This window comes from Roseateles saccharophilus (assembly GCF_004342485.1).
GTDB classification, from domain to species: domain Bacteria; phylum Pseudomonadota; class Gammaproteobacteria; order Burkholderiales; family Burkholderiaceae_C; genus Pelomonas; species Pelomonas saccharophila.
In genome coordinates this window covers 202,484-226,739 of the sequence record NZ_SMBU01000001.1, presented here as the reverse complement: position 1 = coordinate 226,739, position 24,256 = coordinate 202,484, and the positions used below count along the sequence as shown (strand labels likewise).

Genomic DNA, 24,256 nt, shown 5'->3' with positions numbered 1-24,256 from the left:
ACGGTTTTGCTCGTCAGCTCGCATGTCGACCACCTGGCCGCAGAATTTGCTTGACATTCCCACCGTTGTAAGCCGAAGAATGTCAAACAAGCTGCCGGGCCTATCCGGCGGCTCTTGCGCAACTGCCCCTCGAGAGCACCTTCCTCCACCATGAGCCTGACCCGAGCCCTGAACAAGCTGATCTGCCGCGTGCTGATCGGCGTCGTTCTGTTCGCGCAGTTCGCGGTGGCGAGCTACGCCTGCCCCAGCGGCATGGCGATGGATGCGGGTGCCATGCAGCAGGCCGCGGAAGCGGTGGCCACAGGTGGGGCGGGTGATCTGGATCAGCAGTCGCCGAATCTGTGTGCAGAACACTGCAAGGTGGGGCAGCAGTCCAGTGACACGGCGCCGGCGCCAGTCATCGGCGGGCCGGTGTTGGATCTGCTGTACGTGCTGCAGTCCGAGGATCTGGTGACGGCCAATCAGCCGACCGATGTCCCGGATCCCCTGCTGGCCGTGCCGCCACCACCGCACGCAATCCTTCACTGCGTCTTCCGCACTTGATCTCCTGAGCTCTTAGGCGCTCGTCGCACGCCCCGGCGTGCCGCTGCGCCCGTTGAGCGCGCCTGTCCGTCGCTGCCAAGCGACCCGGCGCTGGTCCATTGGGTCCATCAGGAGCCTTCATGTTTTCCCCCTTTGTACGTGCTGCGCTCGCGCTCGGGCTGGCGGCATTCGCCTGGTCCACGCACGCGGAGCCACTCTCGCTTCAAGACGCCTTGCGCCTGTCGGAGCAGCGCTCGCGCCAACTGCCGGCACAAGATGCCGCGGCCGATGCCGCACGCCAGATGGCCGTCTCTGCCGGCCAGCGCCCCGACCCAGTTCTGAAGGCAGGTGTCGACAACCTTCCCATCAACGGCGCTGACCGCTTCAGCACGACGCGCGACTTCATGACGATGCGCACCGTGGGCGTGTCCCAGGAATGGACTCGGTCCGACAAGCTGCGCCTGAGGTCCGCCCGCTTCGAGCGCGAGGCGGAGGCCGCCGAAGCCGGCCGCCAGCTCGCGCTTGCGAACCTGCAGCGTGACACGGCCGTGGCCTGGCTGGACCTTTACTACCAGCAGCGCATGCCTGTCCGTCGCTGCCAAGCGACCCGGCGCTGGTCCATTGGGTCCATCAGGAGCCTTCATGTTTTCCCCCTTTGTACGTGCTGCGCTCGCGCTCGGGCTGGCGGCATTCGCCTGGTCCACGCACGCGGAGCCACTCTCGCTTCAAGACGCCTTGCGCCTGTCGGAGCAGCGCTCGCGCCAACTGCCGGCACAAGATGCCGCGGCCGATGCCGCACGCCAGATGGCCGTCTCTGCCGGCCAGCGCCCCGACCCAGTTCTGAAGGCAGGTGTCGACAACCTTCCCATCAACGGCGCTGACCGCTTCAGCACGACGCGCGACTTCATGACGATGCGCACCGTGGGCGTGTCCCAGGAATGGACTCGGTCCGACAAGCTGCGCCTGAGGTCCGCCCGCTTCGAGCGCGAGGCGGAGGCCGCCGAAGCCGGCCGCCAGCTCGCGCTTGCGAACCTGCAGCGTGACACGGCCGTGGCCTGGCTGGACCTTTACTACCAGCAGCGCATGCGCGCTCTGCTGGTGCAGCAGAAGGACGAGGCGGCATTGCCTGTTCAGGCGGCCGATGCAGCCTACCGCGGCGGCCGCGGCACCCAGGCCGACGTCTTTGCAGCCCGCGCTGCGGTGGCCCAGATTGACGACCGGATCGCGGCGACCGCCCGAGACGTGTTGAGCGCGAAGACCATGCTGACGCGCTGGACCGGCGTGGCCACCGAGGAAGCCCTCGATGCACCGCCGCCGCTCGATGTCGTGCGGTTGAGCGACGAATCCCTGGATCAGGACATTGCCCACCACCCCGAGGTGTCCGTGCTGCTCAAGCAGGAGGCTGCCGCACAGGCGGACGTCGACGTCGCACGTGCCAACAAGCGGCCTGACGTCAGCGTGGAGCTGTCGTACAGCCAGCGGGGGCCGGCCTACTCCAACATGGTCTCGTTCGGGGTTTCCATCCCATTGCAATGGGACCAGAAGAACCGCCAGGACCGCGAACTCGGCGCCAAGCTCGCCGTGGTCGAGCAACTGCGTGCGCAGCGCGAGGAACAGACCCGCATGCACGTTGCCGAGGCGCGAACGCTGCTGCAGCAGTGGCAAAGCGACCGCGACCGCATGGTCCGCTACGACAAGGAACTGCTTCCTCTGGCCGCCGAGCGCACCCGCGCGGCCCTTGCAGCCTATCGAGGCGGCACTGCGCTGCTCAGCGTCGTCCTGGACGCGCGGCGCGGCGAGATCGACACCCGCATGGAACGACTGCGTCTCGAGATGAGCGTCGCCCGCCTGTGGGCCCAACTGAACTACCTGATCCCTGTCGGCCACGAAGCCGCGATGGAGTCCGCGAAATGAAAAAGAAACCCCTCTTGATCGCCATCGGCGTCCTGACCTTGGCGCTTGGCGGCTTCGGCATTTACCAGTTCGGCAAGTCGCAGGGCATGGCAGGCATGCCGATGCCTGAGTCGAGCAGCGCCGCTCCCGCAGGCGGGGCACCCACCGGGGGACTCCCTCAGAGCGTCGCTGAAGGCGAGGAAGCCACCCGACGCCACGTCAAGTCCGGCCTCAAGGCCGGCGACATGGACCCGGTCACGGGCCAGAAGATCCTCTACTACCACGACCCCATGGTGCCGGGGAACAAGTTCGACGCACCGGCCAAGTCGCCCTTCATGGACATGATGCTGGTGCCGGTCTACGCCGGTGGCGAGGCCGACGAAGGCAAGGTGACGGTCAGCCCGCGCGTGCAGCAGAACCTGGGCGTGCGCACGGCCGAGGTGGTCGAGGGCACCTTGTCCCCGCAGGTGTCCAGCGTGGGCAGCATCGCCTTCAATGAGCGCGACCAGGTCGTGGTCCAGGCGCGGGCCATCGGCTATGTGGAACGCTTGCATGTGCGTGCCACCCTGGATCCGGTGCGCGCTGGCCAGCCGCTGGCCGAGCTCTATGTGCCGGACTGGATCGCCGCCCAGGAAGAGTTCCTGTCCGTGCGGCGCATGCAAGGCACCGACCTCGGCGTGCTCGTCGATGGCGCCCGCCAGCGCATGCGCCAGGTGGGCATGAGCGACGCTCTGATCCGGCAGGTCGAGGAGACCGGCAAGACCCAGCCCCGCTTCACGCTCACGGCGCCCATCGGCGGCGTGGTCGTCGAGCTGATGGCCCGGGAAGGCATGACCGTGTCGTCCGGCGCGACGCTGTTCCGCATCAATGGCTTGGGCACCGTGTGGGCCAATGCCGAGGTGCCTGAGAGCCAGGCTGCCCTGCTGCGCGCTGGCGCCAAAGTTCAAGCGCAGTCGCCTGCCGTCCCGGGCACGACCTTCAGCGGGCGCGTCCAGGCCATCCTGCCCGAGGTCAACCAGGCTACGCGCACCCTGAAGGCGCGCATGGAGCTGAGCAATCCGGGCGGTCGCCTGGCCCCGGGCATGTTCGTGTCCATGAACTTCATGGACACGCGGCCCGAGAAGGCACTGCTCGTGCCGTCCGAAGCCGTCATCCAGACCGGCAAGCGCACGGTGGTCATGCTGGCCGAGGACAACGGGCACTTCCGCCCGGTCGAGGTTCGCGCCGGCATCGAGACGGGCGGCCAGACGGAGATCAAGCAAGGTCTGCAGGCCGGGCAACGGGTGGTCTCGTCGTCACAGTTCCTCATCGACTCCGAGGCGAGCCTGCGAGGCCTTGAGGCCCGGCTCAACGACGTCCCGGCGAAGAAGGCTGAGATCGAGGGGCCTCGCAACGACGGCGAAGGCAAGGTGGTCGCGATCGGTCGCGACACGATGACCATCGCTCACGACGCCATCCCGTCGCTGAAGTGGAAGGCCATGACGATGGACTTCAAGCTCCCGCCCAAGGGTCTGCCGCGCGGCATGACAGAAGGTGATCGGATCTCCTTCACCTTCGTCGAGAGCAAAGATGGCCCACCGGCACTGGTGTGGGTCACGCTGCTGGCGTCTAAACCTGCGCCCGCAGCCGCGGCCTCGACGGCATCGGCCTCTGGGAGCGGCAAATGATCGCGCACCTGATCCGCTGGTCGATCACGAACCGCTTCCTGGTGCTGCTGGCCACCTTGATGTTCGGCGCGTGGGGCGTGTACGCCGTCAACCGCACGCCGCTGGACGCGCTGCCGGACCTCAGCGACGTGCAGGTCATCATCCGCACGACCTATCCCGGCCAGGCGCCGCGCATCGTCGAGAACCAGATCACCTACCCGCTGACGACGACCATGTTGTCGGTGCCAGGCGCGAAGACGGTCCGCGGCTATTCCTTCTTTGGCGACTCTTTCGTCTACGTGCTGTTCGAGGACGGCACCGACCTCTACTGGGCCCGCTCGCGGGTGCTGGAGTACCTAAATCAGGTGCAGTCCAAGCTGCCGCCCTCGGCCAAGGCCTCGCTGGGGCCTGACGCGACGGGCGTGGGCTGGATCTACCAGTACGCCCTGGTGGACCACAACGGCACCCAGGACTCGTCCCAGCTGCGTGCTCTTCAGGATTGGTTCCTGAAGTACGAGCTCAAGACGGTGCCGAACGTGGCCGAGGTCGCCACCATCGGCGGCATGGTGCGCCAGTACCAGGTACAGCTCGACCCCGACAAGCTCGCCGCGTACAAGATCCCGCACACCAAGGTCATCGAGGCCATCCAGAAGTCCAACCAAGAGGCCGGCGGCTCCGTGCTGGAGCTGGGCGAAGCCGAGTACGTCGTGCGGGCCTCGGGCTATCTGCAGTCGCTGGACGATTTCCGGTCGATCCCGCTGATGACGACGCCGGCCGGCGTGTCGGTGAAGCTGGGTGACGTGGCCCGCATCCAGCTGGGTCCCGAGATGCGTCGCGGCATCGGGGAAATGGACGGCGTGGGCGAAGCCGTGGGCGGCGTCATCGTGATGCGCTCCGGCAAGAACGCGCTGGAGACCATCGCGGCGGTCAAAGACAAGCTCAAGGTGCTGCAGGCCAGCCTGCCGCGCGGCGTCGAGATCGTGCCGACCTACGACCGGTCCAGCCTCATCGAGCGCGCCGTGGACAACCTGACCCACAAGCTGCTGGAGGAGTTCGCCGTCGTTGCGGTGGTCTGCTTCATCTTCCTGTTCCACCTGCGCTCGGCCTTCGTCGCCATCGTCTCGCTGCCCCTGGGCATCCTGTCGGCGTTCATCGTCATGCACTACCAGGGCGTGAACGCCAACATCATGTCCCTGGGGGGCATCGCCATCGCCATCGGCGCGATGGTGGACGCGGCGGTCGTGATGATCGAGAACGCGCACAAGCACCTGGAACATTGGGCCCACGACAACCCGGGTGGAACGCTGCAGGGGGCAGAACGGTGGAAGGTCATTGCCGAGTCGGCTGCCGAGGTCGGCCCTGCGCTGTTCTTCTCTCTGCTCATCATCACGCTGAGCTTCATCCCGGTCTTCACGCTGGAAGCGCAGGAAGGCAGGCTGTTCTCGCCGCTGGCCTTCACCAAGACCTACTCGATGGCCGCGGCCGCGGGCCTGTCGGTGACGTTGATCCCGGTGCTGATGGGCTACCTGATCCGTGGTCGCATCCCTGACGAGAAGACCAACCCGCTGAACCGCCTGCTGATCGCCCTGTATCGCCCGCTGCTCAACGGCGTGCTCAAGGCGCCCAAGGTGACGATCGCCGTGGCGGCAGTGATGCTGGTGGCCAGCCTCTGGCCTCTGCAGCACATCGGCGGCGAGTTCATGCCGCGCCTGGACGAAGGCGACCTGCTCTACATGCCTTCGGCCCTGCCGGGCCTGTCCGCCGGCAAGGCCTCGGAGCTGCTGCAGCAGACGGACCGCCTGATCAAGACGGTGCCGGAAGTGGTTAGCGTCTATGGCAAAGCCGGTCGCGCCGAGTCGGCCACCGATCCGGCGCCGCTGGAGATGTTCGAGACGACCATCCAGTTCAAGCCTCGCGACCAGTGGCGTCCAGGCATGACGACCGACAAGCTGATCGAGGAGCTGGACCGGATCGTCAAGGTGCCCGGCCTGGCCAACATCTGGGTACCGCCCATTCGCAACCGCATCGACATGCTGGCCACGGGCATCAAGAGCCCGGTGGGCGTGAAGGTGGCCGGCAGCGATCTGGCAACCATCGACCGGCTCACGGGCGAGATCGAGAAGGTCCTCAAGGGTGTGCCTGGCGTGACCAGCGCGCTGGCTGAGCGTCTGACCGGAGGCCGCTACGTCGATGTGAACATCCGCCGCGCCGACGCCGCTCGCTACGGGATGAACATCACCGACGTGCAGTCGCTGATCTCGTCGGCCGTCGGTGGCGAGAACGTCGGCGAGACCGTCGAGGGCCTGCAGAGGTTCCCGATCAGCGTGCGCTACCCGCGCGAGATTCGTGACTCGGTCGAGAAGCTGCGCAGCCTGCCCATCGTGACCGAGAGCGGCCAGCGCCTGGTCCTGCAGGACGTGGCGGACATCCGCATCACCGATGGTCCGCCGATGCTGCGCAGCGAGAACGCCCGCCTGTCCGGCTGGGTCTACGTCGACTTGCGCGACCGCGACCTGCGCAGCGCAGTACAGGACATGCAGCAGACCGTCGCCAAACAGGTCAAGCTGCCGCCCGGGTACTCGATCTCCTGGTCCGGCCAGTTTGAATTCCTCGAGCGCGCCACGGCCAAGCTCAAGGTCGTCGTGCCCTTCACGCTGCTGATCATCTTCGTGCTGCTGTACCTGACCTTCGGCAGCCTGGGTGAAGCGCTGCTCATCATGGCGACACTGCCCTTCGCGCTGGTCGGCGGCATCTGGCTGCTCTGGCTGCTGGGCTACAACCTGTCGATCGCCGGTGCCGTGGGATTCATCGCGCTGGCCGGCGTGGCCGCCGAGTTCGGCGTGATCATGCTGCTGTACCTGAAGAAGGCGTGGCAGGAGCGGCTGGAGGAAGGCAAGGACTCCCTGGACGACCTGCTGGACGCGATCCGTGATGGCGCCGTCCTGCGCGTGCGGCCCAAAGCGATGACCGTTGCGGTGATCCTCGCAGGCCTGTTCCCCATCATGTGGGGCACGGGCACGGGCTCAGAGGTCATGCAGCGGATCGCCGGTCCCATGGTCGGCGGGATGATCACGGCCCCGTTGCTGTCGATGTTCGTCGTCCCGGCTGCCTACCTCCTCATGCGCCGGCCGCGGAAGAAGGTCGAAACGGTAGCCACCCCGTCACCGCGACGCTGGTGGAAGCGCCATGCGTGAAGCAACGCGCCTTCCGGCCATGCGAGGTCTGTGCGCAATGGCGCTGACGGTGCTGCTCTGGTCGCGGGCTGATGCCCAGGACATCAATGGTCCGACCGCGCAGGGACCTTCGGTTGCAGCGACATCCTCCGCGGCGAAGGCGTCCGGGCTTGCTCCTGCCGAGGACCGTCGGCAGTGCGCAGCCTGCCAGCCGCCGCGCCTCGCCGATGGGCCGGCTCAAAGCACGCCGTCGTTGTCCACGCCTCCCGGCGTTCGGTACGCCCTTGCGCGACAGGAAGAGCACGCAGACGCGCCTGCGGCGGGCGACCGCCCGTGTCAGCCGTTGCGCGTCACGTTCTGCCGGTGGCTCCACTAGGGCGGGGCCAGCCCAGAGAACCCATCCGCTATCTCGCCATTCAACTGACAGGTGAACACATGAAGTCCCTCCCTCAATCCATCGTCGCAATCGCCGTATGCGCGGCTGCCTGGTCCAGCGCTGCTGCCCAAAGTCCTGCGACCGATCCGTCGGGCGTCCAGGTCCCCGTCGAGCAGACCCAGCGCGCGATCCACATCGACTCCCATACGCGCTGGGTCAACGTGAAGCAGATGGAAGCCATCCGCTTTGTCGTCGGCCAGGGCAACGACGCTAGGTCCTTTGGCTGGCGCTTCGATGGAGCGCCGCAGCTGCCGTTCAAGCTGAGCCGGATCCCGCCCGCTGCGGCCCTCATCGGCGCACAGGACATCACGGTCTACATGGACCGAAGCGACTTGATCGACGCCTACTGAACTTCCACCCACCAGACCGAGCTCCACGCCGGTAGTCCAGCCGCGGTCACAAGTGCTGCCGCGGCGCCCCAAACCTCCAAAGGAAACAACTCAATGAAGATCAACCTCGCCACACTGACCCTGATTGCCGCGCTCTCTTCTGCCGCCGCCGCCGCATGGGCATCGGACCCGATGAAGGACATGCCGATGGACGGCATGCCTGCCGCGGGCCAGACCAAGTCGCAGTCCCATCACGCGACCGGCGTTGTGAAGAAGATCGACGCCAAGGCCGGCGTGCTCACCATCGCCCACGGGCCGGTCAAGAGCTTGGGCTGGCCGGCCATGACGATGGGCTTCCTGGTCAAGGACAAGATGCTGCTGGACAAGGCGGCGGTCGATAAGGCCATCGAGTTCGACTTTCAGCAAGGCAGCGCTGGCTACGTGGTCACTGCCGTGAAGTGATGCCCATCCACCCCGATTGCGCGGGGACGTCGGACCTGATCCTGGTGGCGGGTCGCTGCGTTCCCAGACAGCTCGTCACGAGTCTGCTGGTCTTCTGGCTGATCGGGGTGGCCGCCCTCGTCTTGATGGTCTGGTTCATCGCCCGCCGTGAAAAACGACTCCGCCAGCGCCGCGACCGAAGACGCAAAGAGACGCAGCGCCGCCGGAGGGCACGGCCGTGAGCCTGGACATCTGTCAGGTCCGTATGGCCCCAGCCGACAGCCGTCAACTTCAACTTGCGAACTCCCCATCGAGGAGCCCCACATGAACATCGGTGAAGCCGCTAACGCATCCGGCGTTTCCGCCAAGATGATTCGCCACTACGAAAGCGTCAACCTGCTTCCTGCCGCCGCGCGTGCGGCGTCGGGATACCGACAGTATTCGAGCCAGGATGTGCACACGCTGCGCTTCATCCGGCGCGCCAGGGACACCGGGTTTTCCATCGAGCAGATTCGCGACCTGCTGAGCCTTTGGCAAAACCGTGAGCGTTCAAGCCGACAGGTCCGGGCCGTCGCCCAGAAGCACCTTGCAGAGCTGCAGGCCAAGCTGGATGAGATCCACGCCATGCAAGCCGTGGTGCGCGAGATGCTCGACTGCTGCCAAGGGGACGAGCGGCCGGATTGCCCCATCCTCAAGAAGCTTGCTTCAAGCGAAGGTGAGCCCGACGAAGAACCCGCTGCAGGTCCGCCCGCGGGTCGCAAAGGGCTTCTGCGCGAGGGGAAGAAGTAGGTCCGGCTCGGCACCGGGTACGCTTGATTGGTAGGTTTGGTGGCGGAGGTGCCGAGGAAACCCTCCGTCTGACACAACAACAACTCGCCCGGCCCTTGATGCCGGCATCTGTCATGGTCGACGTACTGAAGAGGATATTTGTGTGGCTGCTGTCTCTGGTGGGGGCAGTTCCAGCCAGTCAGCTCGAAGCCAGTGAGACCACCGCCACCGGGGTTTCGAGCGAGTTAGAGGAATCGCGCAAGAACGCTGAGCAGTTGCAGAACAAGCTGACCGTTGCCAAGGAAGATCTTGTCGATGCCAATGCTCAATTGGACCTTGCAGAGTGGACTGACCACTACCTCGTTGAGCTGTCACCTGTCTACTTTCCACGGCAGTTCGTGCTGAACACCTGGCAGCTCTGGCAGGCGATGACAGGCCGGCGAGGCCGTCTCGGCGATCCTGCACTTTTCAGGGGCGGGATCCATCCCGCCGGTCTGTACTGGGCGCTGACCCAAGCCTCGCTCAGCGGATCGAAAGCGATCGACCAAGCGAAGAACGAGGACGGCATGACCGCTGACTTCGTCCATGCGCTGGAGTCCGAACTCGCGAACGCCCAAAAGCACATAGGCTCGGTCGTCAACGTTGCCGTCGGGCACATTTTCCAGAACCGCAAGCCGGCGCTCAAGGAGGTTTCCGTCGGTGCGGACCTGCTGATCCTTGTGTCAGGAACTGGCCTGGTGCCACGTGGCGGCGTCCGACTGTTTTGGGTGCAGATGAAGCAGGCCGACGATCCGTCTTCCATGGTGATGGACGTCTACCGCGAGCCGAATGCTGCCGGGGGCACGCAGCTCGAAGCACTCAGGGCCGTGCACGTCCCTGGATCTGGGTCCTTCGGCCTCTACGCAATGGGGTCGGCCTCATTCTGGTTCTTTGCATCCACTACCGTGGACAAGTTGGCCCAGGTCATGCCGAAAGTCGCCTCGACTTGCAAGATCGATCTCGGTGATGGGGGGACGCGGTTTCAAGAGACGCTGTTGCGCCTGGCCGGTGACTCTGCGCATGGGGAATTCAGCACGAGCGCGGCGGTGCTGAAGTTCGTGGACGATCTCGCGGCGCAGCAGTCGATCGTGCCCTTGACTGTGCTGGGAATCTCAGCTGGCAGAGAGGTGGTACCGGTGAAGAGTTTGGTGGCGCAGGCCAAAGCACTGTGGGAGCAGCGCCTGGTCGAGCACCGTCAGCAGCTCAGCAAAGACCTGCCGCCGCAGATTGAACGCGAGGGCGGCCCGTCGCTCGACAGGTAGGCGGCGTCGCTTGGCTGATTTTGGCCAGCTCGGCGACGGGCGTCGTCCGTGAAATTTCTCAGGAAATTGCTGCCGACTCCAAAAAGCACTTGACCTTGCCACCGTTGAAAGGCCAAGACTTACGTACATCGCAGCCAAGCCCCGCCCTTCGGCACCGCTTATCCCTCGCCAGTCGCCGACAACCTTGCTCTGATATGAGATTCACCCGCGCCCTGAACCAACTGATCTGCCGTGTGCTGATCGGCTTGGTCTTGTTTGCGCAGTTCGCGGTGGCCAGCTACGCCTGCCCGACGGGTGAATACGGGAGCGCACATGCCCCGGTGCACGCCCTGGAGCAAGTTGTCGACGCGGCCTCTCATGGCGCTGGTGACCTGGATCACAAGGCGCCGAACCTGTGCGCGGAGCATTGCAAGACTGGGCAGCAGGCCAACGACGCCTCGCCCGCCCCGGTGATCGCGCAGCCCACGCCTGGCCTGTTCTACGTCTTGACCGGTGTTGAAGCCGACACTGCTGGCGCACAAGCCGTCGCTGCCACGGATCCCCTCCTGGATGTGCCGCCACCGCCGCACGCCATCCTGCACTGCGTACTGCGCACTTGACCTCCTGAGCTCGTCCACGCGCGGCACGTGATCACCGTGCGCGTCGCGTTCTTCGAGCGCGTCCATCGCCCCGCGTCCCCGCGGGCAGGACGCCGGCCCTCGGGTCCCTGCAGGAGCAGTCATGAACCCCCAATCCATCGCGCCCGGCGATAGCCAGGCAAGCGCGCTGTCGCCCGGCGTGCGCAAAGCTCGCACGCAGTTGCTGCGTTTTCCAGCCGGATCACGCGCGCTGGCGGCGACTTGTGTCTCGTACGTGCAGCGGCTGTCTGCAGCCTCAGTGGCTGCGCTGCTGATGTCCGGTGCTGGTGTCCAGGCCAGCGCTCTCGATGCAAAGCGCACCGACACCCAAGGCCTTGCAGCAACTTCACCGGGGCCCTCTGCTACCGCCTTTGTGAACGAGGACACGCCGTGCGCGGACTGTCCTTGCGTCGAAACCGCAGAGCCCGGGAGCGCCGGCACCTTCGTTCCGCCGATCGCCGCCTGTGACCTGGCGGTCCTGCACACGATCCCCCACACCAGCTGTTCGGGCGCTATCGCCAGCGCTCCGCCCTTGCCGCTGCCTGTTCGCATCGCTTTCTGTCGTTGGCTTCATTGACTCCTGCAAGCAGTTCCCCGCACTCCCGACATCCAGACCTTTTCGCTACTTCTTACCTACAGGAAATCAATCATGAAGACCATCGTCGCCACCTTCGTCACCGCCGCCATCAGCGCGCTTGCCTACTCGAGCGGCCCCGTGCAAGCCATGCCCCGCATGAACGACCTGCTCGGCTCCCCCGCTTCGCAAGAGCAGGCTGATCGCACCGTCCACATCGACGCCAAGACACGCTGGGTCAACGTCAAGCGGATGGAGACCGTCCGCTTCGAAGTCGGTAGCGGCCCGGACGCCAAGACCTTCACCTGGCGCTTCGACGGCCTGCCCCAACGCTGGGTGAAGCTGGACCAGATCGCACCGGCCGACGCGGTCGGCAGCCATGAGGTGATCGTCTACGTGGCGCGCAACGAACAGGTCGATGGCGGGCGCTAAGCCGCTGTCCCACCCCACAACACGAACCAAGGAAGTACTCATGAACACCGCTATTCGCACCCTCGTTTCCGCAGTCGCTTTCGGCCTTGCGCTCTCTAGCGCCCAGGCCCACATCAACCCCCGCCAGTACACCCATCCGCAAGTTGGCACCGGCACCAGCGCTGGTGATGCCGGCTCCGCTGCCGCACCTGCCACCTCCGGCATCAAGAACCCTCTCGGTGTGCCGGTGTCGCTGGATCAAGCCGATCGCACGATCCACATCGACGACCACACGCACTGGGTCAATGTCACGCGGATGGAAAGCGTTCGGTTCGTCGTCGGTGACGGCGGCGACGCCAAGGCCTTCGCCTGGCGCTTCGACGGTGTGCCCCAGCGCCCCTTCACGTTGGATCGCATCGCACCGGCCGGCACGCCGGGCTCGCAGGGCGTCACCGTGTACGTCTCCCGCAATGCAGCCATCGAAGGCAACTGATCCCGGTCAGCCCAACGCCTCATCGACCCACCGTTCAACCCTGATTCAAAGCTCATCATGAAGAAGTTCACCCAACTGCTCGTCGCCGGCCTGATGCTCGGCTCGGCCATCTCCGCCTTTGCCGGCCCCGATTGGGCAACCATCGAGCTGGCTCGCAAGGCCAAGCAAACGGCCTATGTCCAGCAGCAGGCGGAGGCGCCCGCATCGGCGGCTGCGTCCGCGCCGGCGACCGCTCAGCCCGCGCATGACCACATGACCTGCCCGCCTCCGGCGCCATCCAAGCAGCTCGACCATGGCCCTCGCGCGACGACGTCGCCCTACATCACGGCCAAGCGCCAGGCCGAGTACGAAGCCGCGCAGCAGGCATGCCGCGACGCAGGGATGTAAGTCCGCGCGACGGCGCCGTCAGCATGTCCAAGTTGACGGTGCCCGTCGTGCCAATGCGCCCCCTCGATCGAGGCGGCTTTCGCCTCGGTTGGGGTGGGCTGGAAATCCGGATGTGCGCTGTAAGGAAGACCTCTTTCTAGGCGACTGTCTGGGCCTCGGCTAAGACGTCGCAGCAGCGGCGCGAATGCCATATCTGTACTACGGGGAGGAGACGTACCAATGGTGCGCGGGAAACCCAAGGCCTGCATGTCAGGCATCCGCCTGATGGGGCGAGGCAGAGCGTGAGGTTCGGCGATCTGCGAATCGGTGTTCGGCTTCAGCTGAGCAATGCGGCACTGCTGCTGCTGACCCTGTCTCTGGCGGGCGTCAGCATCAAGCGGCTAGACGATCTGTCGCGGAGCATGCGCGAGGCTGTCGAACATCGGCAGCAGACGCTGGCCCGGTCTCAAAGCGTCAACATGAACGCGGAGATCGCAGCCCGCAAACTTCTTGTCCTGATCGGTGCGCCCCGCGAGGGTCGTGTAGCCGCCTACAAGGCCATCGACGAAGCAAACCGCAGGCTGGATGAGGCCGTGGCGATGCTCCGCCTCGCGAACGTCGCCGAGCGCGTGCACACGGTCTTTCCCGTCGTCGAAGAGCGGTTGCGAGCGTTCAGGGCGGACTACGCGAACACCGTGGATCTGATCGAGGCGGACGATCTGCTTGCCGCCCGGCGGGCCATCGGTGGTCGCACCGAGGCTTCGCTCACCGCGCTCGTCGAGGCCTTGGGCAGGTACAACGAAGCGGAGCAGGCCGAGTTGGACCACAACGCGGTGGCGTTGCAGGAGCTTGTGGCGCGGGACCGCCAGATCGTGCTCGCCCTGTGCACCGCCGCGCTCGTGCTCGGCTTGACCCTGTCCGCCCTTGTCGCCCGCGGCATCGTGAGGCCGTTGGCGCTGACGAAGACCAGCGCCCAGCGAATCGCTGCCGGGCACTACGAGCATCGGCTGGACGACAGGGCGCGCGACGAGGTCGGTGCCTTGAGCCGATCCTTGAACCAGCTCGCGCAAGCGGTGGCCGATCGCGAGGCGGCACGAGTCGACGCTGCAGAGACCGAGGCACTCACCCGGCTACCGGGCCGAACGCGCTTCCTGCGCGAGGGCCAGGCGCTGCTGCATCAACGCGATCAGCAGGGCTCCATGGCGCTGCTGATCTGTCTGGACGTTGACCGGCTCAAGAGCATCAACGCCGTACTGGGATTCGAGGCGGGAGATGCGCTGCTCAAGGTGCTTGCGTCGCGCCTTCGGGATGCGTGCGACCAGCAGTCCGTGCTGGGCCGACTGAGTGGTGGCGCGCTCGTCGCGCTGCTGCCCATCGAGGCTGACCACGATGTGAGTCCCCGAATCTCGCGGCTCCAGGCCGATCTGGAACACAGCCTGGACTGGCGGGGGCATACCTTGGATGTCGCCGTGACCCTCGGGGCTGCGATGTTCCCAGCCGACTGTGCCGACCCCGCCGCGCAAGGATCTGGCATCGACCTGTTGCTGCAGCGCGCCGAGGCAGCGATGTACGAGGCCAAGCGAGCGAAGGTCCGTTGCATGCGTTTTGACCCGCGCTGGGAGCGGGCACGGGAAAGTCACCTCAGCTTGCTCTCTGCCTTGCGCGTGGCGGTTGAACAGGATCACCTGCGCCAGTTCCTTCAGCCCAAGGTGGACGCCGTCAGTGGGGCGCTCGTTGGTGCCGAAGCACTGGTTCGTTGGCAGCACCCGACCCGCGGGTTCATCAGCCCGGGCGAGTTCATCCCGTTCGCTGAGCAGACGGGGCGCATTCGGGACCTCACCCGCTGGATGCTGCGCCGTGCGATCCGCAACCTGGCCCATCTGCCTGCCCTTCAGGCGCCAGGCTGCTACCTCGCCGTGAACATATCGACGCTTGATCTCCTGGACACCGATCTGCCGGCGTGGCTTGCCACCCAGCTTGAGGCGGGCGGCGTCGATCCGTCGCGACTGCAGCTGGAGGTGACGGAGAGCGGACTCCTGGCCTCTGGCAATGGTCCGGTGAAGGTGCTCACGGCGCTCCGTGCGGTCGGCGTCACCCTGGCGCTGGATGACTTCGGGACAGGCCAGTCATCGCTGGCCTACCTGCAGCGCCTGCCGGTTCAGGAACTCAAGATCGACCGGAGCTTCGTCAGCAACGTCGATCACGACACCCGCAGGCAGAACCTGCTCAACGCCATCGTCGACCTGGGTCACAGCTTGGGTCTCACCGTCACTGCTGAAGGTGTGGAGACGGTTGGCGAGCTCCAAGTCCTCAGGCGCTGCGGAGTGGATCTGATTCAGGGCTACCTGATCTCAGAGCCGATCAATGAGGACGACTTTGCCGGCCAGTCCGTACTGGCTTGATTCACCCGCCGCTAAAGCGTTGCCATGTCACCCAAACTCCCCTACCGCAGGCCGTCACTCGCACACCGTTGGCGTGCCACCCCTCTCGCGATCAAGCTCGCCATCACGCCACTGCTGGCCTCGGCCGCACTGGCCTTCGTGGGCGTTGCAGGCTGGCATGGCCTGACCAACGCACAGGCTGCCGCCGACGAGTTCAACGACGAAAGGCTTCCAGCGACGGAGTTCGTGGGCGAGCTGGACGTCCGCATCGCGACCTTTCGGGAAGCGAGCTATCAGGTGTTCACGCAGGCCTCGGCCGGCCTCTCTGCCGATGTGGTCGCGGAAAGCGCGCGGCGTGTCCATGCCTTGAAGTCGGAGACCGAAGGCCTGCTTCACGCCCAGACCGACAGCGGCTTTTGGGACGAAGGGGAGCACCGGCGATTCGAGGCCATCACACAGTCCTTTGACGCGTTCGCCAAGGCGGCCCAGGAGGCCGTCGATACGGGCGGCAAAGATCTTCCTGCAGCCGAGCGCCTGATGACGGCCGCCGACCAGCAGTTCCAAGGACTGCAGGAACAGGTGACCCAGCTGCGGCAAGCCGAGCGGCAACGGGCGCAGGCGGCGGCGCAGTCGAGCCGAGATGCCGTCGACGGCGCAAAGACCCATCTGGTGGTCGTCGGGCTGGTGGGCCTCCTGCTCGCCGCGACCACAGCGAGCCTGCAGGCCATCGGTATCCGCCGCCGGTTGAAACGGGCCAGTGAGTGGGCTGGGCGAATCGCCCAGGGCGACCTGCGCCTTCCACAGGCCGACCCGCTGCTGGCCAGCAGCCGTGACGACGGTGACCGTCTTCTGGCGTCTCTGAGCAGCGCCGGCGGCGGCCTGACTCGGCTCGTCGGGGAGATCCAGCTGGCCAGCGAAGGTGTGGCGCAGGCGGCCGCGCAGATTGCGGCTGGCAACACCGAGCTGTCGCATCGAACGGAGACCGCGGCGGCCTCGCTGCAGACCACCAGCGCGAGTGTGGAGCGGATCCGCCACGCCGTGGACGGCAATGCCCAGAGCGCCATCACCGTGGAGAGGCTGGCCGCCGAGACAGCGGAAGCAGGGCGCATCGGTTTCGACACAGCCAACGCCGCACGCGTGACGATGCAGGAACTGGCCCGGCAAGCGACGAGCATCCGGGAACTGGTGGAGAGCATCGAGGGGCTGGCAGCGCAAAGTCATCTGCTCAGCCTCAACGCAGCGGTCGAGGCAGCCCGCGCTGGAGAAGCCGGCAGGGGATTTGCGGTCGTCGCCGGTGAGGTCCGGTCGCTTGCCAGAAGCAGCCAGGCCCTGGCCGAGCAAATCCGCCAGGTCGTCGCGCAGTCGGTCCAAGCCATCGCGGAAGGCGAGAAGGGCGCTGCTCGGATGCACGACCAGATGGGTCGGATCCTCGAGTACGCGCGCGGCCTTGCCCTGGACATGCAAGGCATCAGCACGGCCAGCCGGTCGCAGGCGTCCGAGGTCAATGCCATCCACGGGGCCCTGACCGGCCTGGACCGGGACACGCAAAGCAACGCTGCCCTGGTCGAGGAGGCCAGCGCTGCGGCCCAGCTGCTCAGGGACCAGGCGGCAACGCTGCAAGGCCTGGTGGCGACTTTCCAGTTGGGGGACGGTGCTGCGTCAGCCAACTAGGCGCAAACGCCGGCGGCAATGTCGCACGCAACCCCATCCCACCCCACTCTGCCGCAACAGCTGGAGTGATTCACCCTAGGAGGTTCTATGGAGCTCAGTATGAAACCGCTGGATTCGATCGAGTCAGCTACTCGCGCGAGCCAGCTACTTCGGAAGAGCACGCCTGTTCACGAGACGGGATTCCAGGATGCCCTGGCAGACGCTCTGAAGACAACCAGCGCGCTAGGGAAGGAGGCGGGAAGGCTTCAGGACGAGTTCACCTTAGACAACCCAACGGTCAGTCTTGAGGAAACGATGGTTGCCGGCCAAAAGGCCGGCATCGCGATGCAGGCCACGCTGCAGGTCCGCAACAAGCTCGTTCAGGCCTACAGCGACATCATGAATATGCAGGTGTAGGGGCGTCTTCGCCAACCTGCTAAGTGCGGCTGGCCGCCGTATCTGCGTATCGCCAGAAGGCCGCGCGGCGCGCCCGTCTTGAAAAGATCCTCTACCTCTAGCTGATGACCCTGCAGGGCGAGGTTCGTCGGATCGCTAAGGAAGTGCACCATGATCAATCGACTGACCGATGGAATGAACTTCGATGCTCAGGCTCTGGTCTTGAGGGCTGAGCGCCAGCGCCTGATTGCGAGCAACATCGCAAACGCGGACACACCTGGCTATGTGGCGCGGGACCTGGATTTCGCGGAAGCATTGCGCGACGCTACAAGTGGCATTGCGTCCGCCGGGGCGGCGCAAGCTAAGGCGGGCGACCTCAGCGCTCAGGCCACGGCAGCACGCGTCGAGCGCCACCTTGTGTACGCGATGCCGAGCCAAACCAATCTCGACCGCAACACTGTAGATATGGATCGGGAGCGCGCCGCGTTTGCCGAGAACACAATCAAGTACCAGTCAACTCTGCAGTTCATCAGTGGTCACGCAAAGATGATGCTGGAGATCATCAAAGGTACGCGCTGAGATGGTCAAGCTGAGCGGGAGCACCTTCATGCTCTGGGCGGTCGCGCTCGTTTCGACGGGCGCCACAGTGGCCGTGCCACCAGGGTGGCGGGCGCGAAGGTCCATTTCGCCAACGCAAGCTTCGTCCACCGGGTGCCGCTCCCGTGCCGGAAAAAGAAAACCCCGGCGCAAGGCCGGGGCGGAAAGCCGAATCGCTGTCTTGCAGATCTGGCTCCTGCTCAGGGAGGAAAAGCAGGGAGGCGCGCGAAAGCGGCGTCTCACATACCAATGTACCGACTTCGCCTTTCACGAGGCTGAATGCTTGTCGCAGCGAGGCTGTCCTGCCGAGCGATTTAAAGCGCTGAGACCTGCACTTCGTCACGGGCTGAGAGCCTGCCAATCACCCAAGGAACGGGCCGCCGTTGGAGATACTGGTGCCGACGTACGGCGGACCGTCAAGCATGTGTCGGCGCCAGCCAGTGGGAGGGAGATTCCATGAAACTGCAGTACTTCGAAAACGGTGACGGCACTCGTCCAGGTCGCGTCAAGCAGATGGGCCATTTGCTGGAGCTGCTGCGCGACAACGGAATTCATGACCAGCAGAGCCTGCGCGACTGGATCGCCGGGCGCTCGGTCATCAAGCACGGCGAGGCCGAGTTCCAAGTTGTCACCGCCAAGGATCTTGGACTGGACGATGAGAACCGCTGGCACCACCCAGACTTCAAGATTCGAGAAGTGATCGTCGATTGCGACGAGGTGCTCCTCCAGAACAGCTCCAACATCATCATCCTGGACTGCGCGTTCCTAGGCTCCTTGATCATTGGGAACAAGATCGAACGTCCCATCAAGCTGAGCCTGGATACGGTCGTCGTCGGCGAGAGACTGATCGTCTCCGGCAATGAGTTCCCGGTGTCTCCCGCGAGCCTGACGGACGTGCGCTCGCCCTTGCTTCGACTGGACAATTTTCAGAGCGACGATTTGCAAGTGAATGGGTGTGCCTTCGCCTCCACGCAGCTGATGCGACTCACCTGTGATGCGCTGTCAGTGGCCTACAACCAGCTAGGCACGCTGGAAGTTACCGATGGCAAATTCAAGTCAGTTCGGTTCCCGCCCGGGCAGGTGGACATGCGTTCCCTTCAGCAACATCCCAAGTCATGGACATGGCTGCGCCGTAGCCCCGCTGCGTTCAAGCCTTTCAGCATCCCACCGCGCCAGTTGTTTGACGAAGCGGCCGATGAGATCAGTCGCGGCGAGGCTGCGCGGCGCGTCGGCGAGACCTTGGACTTCCTGCAGGAACATTCCGAGGACCGCTACAGCCGAAAACAGGCGGCGGAGCTGAAGTATCAGCGGGCGCTCGCTGAAAGTCCCGGCAACTTCAGGACTGCCTTGATCTTCCTGACTGGAGCATTGGTCAAGCCCATGCGTATCGTGGGTTTGGCCGCGGCAACGATCTTCATTTTTTCTATCGCGTACCTTTACGGCGACTTGAGATTCGAGCAAAAGCACGTTGAGACCTTCCGTGAGGCCCTCTACTTTTCCGGCCTGACGTTTACGACGATCGGATACGGAGACATCACGCCGATGGGTTTCGCGCGATTCCTTGCGGTGCTCGAAGGGCTGCTTGGGATCGTGCTGTCCAGCGCGCTCCTCGTCAGCCTCACGCGCCGCCACATCGAATAGCCCCAGCCACGGCGCAGATTGAATGTCAAATAGTTCACGGCGTTAGCGACTGCGCACGTGACGCTCGACAGGTTGCCCGCCAGTCGCAGAGGTCGCGGCTCGCGGCGGCCGACACTAGGCCATAAACGCATGAGGGAGTGCGAAGACGATGCCCAATCGGCCGGCAAGCAGAGGCCAAGAGCCGTCGATCGAGAGCCGCAAAGCCCCGGTCCGCAAGGGTGGGCCGGCGCGCAAGCCGCCGCGCCTGGGTCGCGTGAACCTCGCCCAGACGCTGGCGCGGTGCAGCCAGGCGGCGCGTTCGAAGTTCGATGAGGCCGAGCCCGTCTTTGAGCAAATCCAGGCGGCCCTGAAGCGCTTTGACAAGGCACTGGCCGTGGCCGCGAAGCAGCACGCGGCCATGAGCGACACGCGGGACGCGGCAGTGAAGGAGGCCATCGCGCCTCTGGTGACCGAGAAGCGCGATCGAATCCGCATCCGCTTCGGAGATCTACGCCTGGCGCACGGTCAGCGGCGCCGAGAGTTGGACGAGTTCACGGTCATGTTCTTTGGCAAGACCATGGCCGGCAAGTCGACGACGATCGAGGCACTCACGGCCGGAGACGGCAGCACCATTGGCGCCGGGGATCCTGACTTCACCCGCAATGTGCGCGGCGAGCGCTGGGACGGCATCACGCTGATCGACACGCCAGGGCTGCTCGGGTTCAGGGAGGAACTTCACGGGGTCGCACAGGCCTACGTTGATCGAGCCGACCTGATCTGCATGGTGGTCACCGACGACTCTATCGAGCCTGAGTTGTTCCTGCGCATGCGCGAGGTGCGAGGACAGAACAAGCACCTGGTGGTGCTGCTGAACGTGAAGGCGGCGAATAATCCCATTCTGTTGGGCGAGGCAGAGGACGCCTTCGATCCACAAGAGATGGAGCAGCGGATTTCCTTCATCCGCGACCGCCTGCGCGAGGTATTCCCCGGCGACCCGGCGACAGTCATCCCGTATTGCGCCAATGCGGCGTTCGAGGCGCAGCGCGCCGTGGATCCGATAGCGCGCGAGTACCTCTGGCGCGAAAGCCGCATCGACGATGTCATCGGCTACATCGCCGGCACCATCGACCAGCGCGGCGTATCGATCCGGGCGACCGCGGCTTTCGACTCGCTGCAGCACTACGCGCAAAGCATTGCTGCGGACCTTGAGGCTGAATTGCCAGCAATCGAGCGGCAGCTTGCGGAGTTGTCGCGCAAGCGCCAGGAGGCCGGGCGGCTGTTCGCCCGCGTAGTCCTGGATTCGCAGCGGGACTTGGAGGGATTCAAGGATCACTTCCGCAGGGTCCACGATGAGCTTCATGAGCTGGCTTGGGCGTTCGCCCGCGAAGACCGTACCGGCTCGGTCAATGAAGCGTTCAAACAGGCCTGTCGCTGGGACGAGGTGGAGAGGCGCCGCAAAGAGATTCAGCAGGATGTGATCGACCGCACCCGCCGCAACCTGGAGTACTTCCGGGATTCCCTGGGGCAAGACCTGACTGCGGCGGTGTCGCTTGCGGCGGCGGAGGATCAGGGCGACTTCCGCCTTGGCGACACCGACTTAAACACCGGCGCATGGAAGTTGCGCTTGGGCAAGGGAATCCGTACGGTCGGCACGGCTGCGGCCAGCCTTGGGGGCGCCTGGGCAGGCGCTGAACTCGGTGCGGCCGCGGGTGTTGCCATCGGCGGCCCGGTTGGGGCCGCCATCGGTGGTCTGCTCGGTCTTTTTGGCGGGCTGATCGGCGGGTACGTCGCGAACCGCGTGGCGAGCAAGGCCGGTGACCTTGTGACATCCAGCGGCTTGAAGGATCGAAAGGGCGCCCAGCGTGGCCTGCGTGAGCAGATGCGTGACGTCCTGTGGGAGCGCCACCGGGCACTTCATGAAGAGTTGTCCACCTGGGTGCTCGAGCTCGTCAGGCCCACCCGAGACGGCGTGGAGCAGCTGCTGGACGCGTACTCGCAAGCGCTGCAGGCCGTTTCACAGCAAGGCCGCGCGCTTGTGGGCGAATTGCACCGCGCCCGTCACGCGCTCGCCCGGCAGTCGTTTGACGCCCTGCTGCGCTCCATGCATCCGGCCTTCCAGGAAGGTCGGGCCACGCTGGTCGATGCGTCGCAATGGATGCAGTACCGCGCCAAGATCTTGGTGCGAGGCGATGGGCGACGCCCCGTTATGGGCCTCGTGCTCGGGCGCGGCGGCGAATTCATCCGCACACTGCGGGAACACACGGGTCATCCGGTAGACGTCATCGAGGACGATGGCAGTGGGCTGTCGCCGCGAATGGTGTGCGAGGCACTGGCTCCTGGCCGGGTTCCACCCAGCGGCGTCGAGGTTGCCTCCAGCAAAGGCGTGCAGGTCACGCTTCCCCATCGCGAAGCCGGCGCTGTCTACGGCCGCCAGCGGCGCAACCTGATGCTTGCAGAAGAAGTCCTCGGCACGCCCATCGTTTTGCGAGCCGGGGACGCACTTGACCGAGGATCCAGATGACCCAGACCCGCTACCAACAGACCAAACAGGCCGCTCGCTCGCTCAAGGCCCAGGCCCTCGCAACCCTGGACGCCGCCGGCACCGAGTTCGTGGACCTCAGGGACGCCGTCGATACACGCGTGACCATCGACCCTGGACGGCTCAAGCTGGCGCTGGCTGGCGTGTATGAGGTTGGCAAGAGCAGCCTGGTCGAAGCGCTGACTGGACTGGAGGTGCCTGCTGGCGGTGGCGTCACCACGACAGAGGTGCACGAGTACCCCTATGGCGACTTGCTCCTGGTCGACATGCCAGGCACCTTGTCCGGGCATGCCGACCACGACCAGATCGCCAGGCAGGCAATCACCGACGCGGACCTGCTGCTGTTTGTGGTCTCCAACGAGCTGTTCAACCCTGAAAGCCTGCCCTACTTCATGCGCGCCGCGGTCGACCTGGGCAAGCGTCAGCAGATGCTCCTGGTGGTCAACAAGTTTGACCGCTTCAATCTGGCGGGCCGCACGCCGGAAGAGGCGGCGCAGTTCATCTCGGGTGTGCTGGCTGAGGAGATCCAGCCGTTGTCGATCGACGACTTCGGTCCGGTGGTTGTCTCGACGCGGGAGTACCTGGCGTCTCGCAAGGCAGAGGATCCGCAGAAGGCCGCCCGCAAGTTGTCCTCATCGCGCTTCGAGGGGTTGATTGCTGCCATCGATGCGTTTTGCGATCGGCACGGTGTCATCGCGCAGCAGCGGCGTCCCCTTCAGCAGCTATTGGAAATCCTCAACGACGCTGTCAGCCGAGCGCTCGTCGACGACGGGTCGCGCTCGCGTGCGACTGACCTGGTGCGGCGGCAAATATTCGCGCTGAACGAGGAGCGCGGGCGGGCTCGTGCAGAACTGGGCCATCTGCGCAGCGAGGCGCGCGCGCGTCTTGTGCAGCCGGCAGAGAAGCTGCTGAAGCTGCTCGACGACCGTGCCAGCATGGAAGAAATGGACGTCGCGGCAGCCGATGCAGAGCAAGCCTTGCAGCGCATCGTGCAAGAGGTCAGCGACAAGCTGAACGTTCTTCACGGGCGGCTGGCCAGCGATCTGATGGCTCGGCTCGACGACATCGATGGCTCGGCGCTGGCGCAGCAGGTGCGCGCGGAGTTCGAGGTCGACCTCAAGCGGCCGGACGTAGGCAGCGGAGGGGCAGGCCTTTCGCCCAAGACGCGCAAGGCCGTGGCCGAGGGCGTGCGAAAGGCTGCCAAGGCAGTCAACGAAAACTCCAAGCAGGTGACGGAGGTGCTTGCCCGCATCTTCAAGTTCTTCGGTGGCAAGTTCAAGCCGTGGGGCAAGGTCAAGCTTGATCGCTGGGTAGGTGCTGGCAGCAAAGTCGCCGGCCCCCTGGTGGCAATCGCCGAGGCCTACTTCAACTACCGCGAGGAGGAGGCGAAGGAAAAGGCCGAAAGGCAGCTTCGCACGCTGCGCGCCGACATGCGCGCCAGCTTCAATGACATCGCCCGCCAGTTTGATGCCGTGCTACACGAGCAGGGTGACGTGCTGCTTGCCCAGCTCTACGACAACCCTCTCAAAGATGCTTCGGTCCTAGCCCGTGAAATCGTGGCCGGCGGCGACCACAGGACAGCGCTTGCGCAGCGGTTGTCTGGGCTTGTGGAGGAAGTGCGCATTCAGCTCGAGGCCGCGAGCCCTGCATAAAGTTGCCAGCGCCGTCCTTGTCTGCGCGATCGGATAACTCATGACCAAGAGAACCAACTCACCGCAAGCAGGCCCATTCGTTCGTGCATGAGCCGTACGCACTCTTCGAGGTCGACTCTGTTCACAGTCGGTTCTGCAGTCCGAGCGGGCGGTGCGTAGAGCGCATCTCCCCAGACGAATAACGCAGTTCGCATAGGGAAGCTCCCCTACCTGGCAAGCAGGAGGCGGGCCATCATGAGGCAAAGCCCCTTAGAGGGATGACAATAAAGGTAGAGGGAGATGTCATTGGATGCTGCGCCCATCTCGGCAGCGGCCGTCGCGGAGCCCGAGGCGTTCGCCGGCTGGCAGTCACGCAAAGTAGGTCTGCAAGATCCGGCCTATCGGCGCGCAGTCGGTATAGGTGACCCGGCGCCGGTGGTCGTCGAGGTGCCATGCTGCATTCAAGCGGCTC

General features: G+C 65.1%; 22 protein-coding genes. 21 read left to right on the top strand and 1 reads right to left on the bottom strand.

The window, feature by feature from the left end; genetic code table 11:
* Positions 1-150 precede the first annotated feature (150 nt).
* The gene (locus EV671_RS00955; protein WP_132569138.1) at positions 151-543 is read left to right on the top strand and encodes a hypothetical protein; all 393 of its coding nucleotides are present in this window, start codon (positions 151-153) and stop codon (positions 541-543) included.
* 107 nt (positions 544-650) lie between these two features.
* Here the strand turns inward: EV671_RS00955 and EV671_RS28095 are convergent, their stop codons facing one another.
* Positions 651-1,124 (bottom strand): hypothetical protein, encoded by a 474-nt coding sequence (locus EV671_RS28095; RefSeq protein WP_481404365.1) that lies wholly within the window; start codon positions 1,122-1,124, stop codon positions 651-653.
* A 40-nt stretch (positions 1,125-1,164) separates the two neighbouring features.
* On the opposite strand from EV671_RS28095, the gene EV671_RS00945 reads away from it, so the two are divergent.
* From EV671_RS00945 to EV671_RS00850, 20 genes are all read left to right on the top strand, one after another.
* The gene (locus EV671_RS00945; protein WP_132569137.1) at positions 1,165-2,436 is read left to right on the top strand and encodes a TolC family protein; all 1,272 of its coding nucleotides are present in this window, start codon (positions 1,165-1,167) and stop codon (positions 2,434-2,436) included.
* Entirely contained in the window at positions 2,433-4,082 is a 1,650-nt protein-coding gene (locus EV671_RS00940) for an efflux RND transporter periplasmic adaptor subunit (RefSeq protein WP_132569136.1), read from the top strand. The genes EV671_RS00945 and EV671_RS00940 overlap by 4 nt, the downstream gene beginning before the upstream one ends.
* Entirely contained in the window at positions 4,079-7,255 is a 3,177-nt protein-coding gene (locus tag EV671_RS00935; protein ID WP_132569135.1) for an efflux RND transporter permease subunit, read from the top strand. The genes EV671_RS00940 and EV671_RS00935 overlap by 4 nt, the downstream gene beginning before the upstream one ends.
* A gap of 414 nt (positions 7,256-7,669) precedes the next feature.
* Complete coding sequence (locus tag EV671_RS00930; RefSeq protein WP_132569134.1) at positions 7,670-8,020, top strand: CzcE family metal-binding protein; 351 nt, start codon at positions 7,670-7,672, stop codon at positions 8,018-8,020.
* Between the two features lie 93 nt (positions 8,021-8,113).
* Positions 8,114-8,461 (top strand): copper-binding protein, encoded by a 348-nt coding sequence (locus EV671_RS00925; protein WP_132569133.1) that lies wholly within the window; start codon positions 8,114-8,116, stop codon positions 8,459-8,461.
* Complete coding sequence (locus tag EV671_RS00920) at positions 8,461-8,682, top strand: hypothetical protein (protein WP_132569132.1); 222 nt, start codon at positions 8,461-8,463, stop codon at positions 8,680-8,682. Before EV671_RS00925 ends, EV671_RS00920 begins: the two co-directional genes overlap by 1 nt.
* Positions 8,683-8,764: 82 nt before the next feature.
* Positions 8,765-9,229: a Cu(I)-responsive transcriptional regulator gene (gene cueR, locus EV671_RS00915; protein WP_132569131.1), complete on the top strand. Its 465-nt coding sequence runs from the start codon at positions 8,765-8,767 to the stop codon at positions 9,227-9,229.
* Between the two features lie 113 nt (positions 9,230-9,342).
* Positions 9,343-10,509 (top strand): hypothetical protein, encoded by a 1,167-nt coding sequence (locus EV671_RS00910; protein WP_132569130.1) that lies wholly within the window; start codon positions 9,343-9,345, stop codon positions 10,507-10,509.
* Between the two features lie 194 nt (positions 10,510-10,703).
* Positions 10,704-11,108: a hypothetical protein gene (locus EV671_RS00905; RefSeq protein ID WP_132569129.1), complete on the top strand. Its 405-nt coding sequence runs from the start codon at positions 10,704-10,706 to the stop codon at positions 11,106-11,108.
* Between the two features lie 121 nt (positions 11,109-11,229).
* Positions 11,230-11,703, top strand: a complete 474-nt coding sequence (locus EV671_RS00900; protein ID WP_132569128.1) for a hypothetical protein — start codon at positions 11,230-11,232, stop codon at positions 11,701-11,703.
* Positions 11,704-11,775: 72 nt separating this feature from the next.
* On the top strand, positions 11,776-12,132 hold the full coding sequence (locus EV671_RS00895; RefSeq protein ID WP_132569127.1) for a CzcE family metal-binding protein: 357 nt from the start codon (positions 11,776-11,778) through the stop codon (positions 12,130-12,132).
* 40 nt (positions 12,133-12,172) lie between these two features.
* Positions 12,173-12,604 carry a CzcE family metal-binding protein gene (locus EV671_RS00890; protein ID WP_165917435.1) on the top strand — a complete coding sequence of 144 codons (432 nt, stop codon included), beginning with the start codon at positions 12,173-12,175 and terminating at the stop codon, positions 12,602-12,604.
* 57 nt (positions 12,605-12,661) lie between these two features.
* Positions 12,662-12,991: a hypothetical protein gene (locus tag EV671_RS00885; RefSeq protein WP_132569125.1), complete on the top strand. Its 330-nt coding sequence runs from the start codon at positions 12,662-12,664 to the stop codon at positions 12,989-12,991.
* 281 nt (positions 12,992-13,272) lie between these two features.
* Positions 13,273-15,372 carry a putative bifunctional diguanylate cyclase/phosphodiesterase gene (locus tag EV671_RS00880; RefSeq protein ID WP_132569124.1) on the top strand — a complete coding sequence of 700 codons (2,100 nt, stop codon included), beginning with the start codon at positions 13,273-13,275 and terminating at the stop codon, positions 15,370-15,372.
* A 24-nt stretch (positions 15,373-15,396) separates the two neighbouring features.
* Positions 15,397-17,022, top strand: a complete 1,626-nt coding sequence (locus EV671_RS00875; RefSeq protein ID WP_132569123.1) for a methyl-accepting chemotaxis protein — start codon at positions 15,397-15,399, stop codon at positions 17,020-17,022.
* Positions 17,023-17,109: 87 nt separating this feature from the next.
* Positions 17,110-17,418, top strand: coding sequence for a flagellar hook-basal body complex protein FliE (fliE, locus tag EV671_RS00870; protein ID WP_132569122.1), 309 nt, complete (start codon positions 17,110-17,112; stop codon positions 17,416-17,418).
* A 150-nt stretch (positions 17,419-17,568) separates the two neighbouring features.
* Positions 17,569-17,976 (top strand): flagellar basal body rod protein FlgB, encoded by a 408-nt coding sequence (gene flgB / locus EV671_RS00865; protein ID WP_132569121.1) that lies wholly within the window; start codon positions 17,569-17,571, stop codon positions 17,974-17,976.
* Between the two features lie 474 nt (positions 17,977-18,450).
* On the top strand, positions 18,451-19,635 hold the full coding sequence (locus EV671_RS00860) for a potassium channel family protein (RefSeq protein WP_132569120.1): 1,185 nt from the start codon (positions 18,451-18,453) through the stop codon (positions 19,633-19,635).
* A gap of 253 nt (positions 19,636-19,888) precedes the next feature.
* On the top strand, positions 19,889-22,135 hold the full coding sequence (locus tag EV671_RS00855; protein ID WP_165917434.1) for a GTPase: 2,247 nt from the start codon (positions 19,889-19,891) through the stop codon (positions 22,133-22,135).
* Positions 22,132-23,805 carry a GTPase domain-containing protein gene (locus tag EV671_RS00850; protein ID WP_132569118.1) on the top strand — a complete coding sequence of 558 codons (1,674 nt, stop codon included), beginning with the start codon at positions 22,132-22,134 and terminating at the stop codon, positions 23,803-23,805. The genes EV671_RS00855 and EV671_RS00850 overlap by 4 nt, the downstream gene beginning before the upstream one ends.
* Positions 23,806-24,256: the final 451 nt, after the last annotated feature.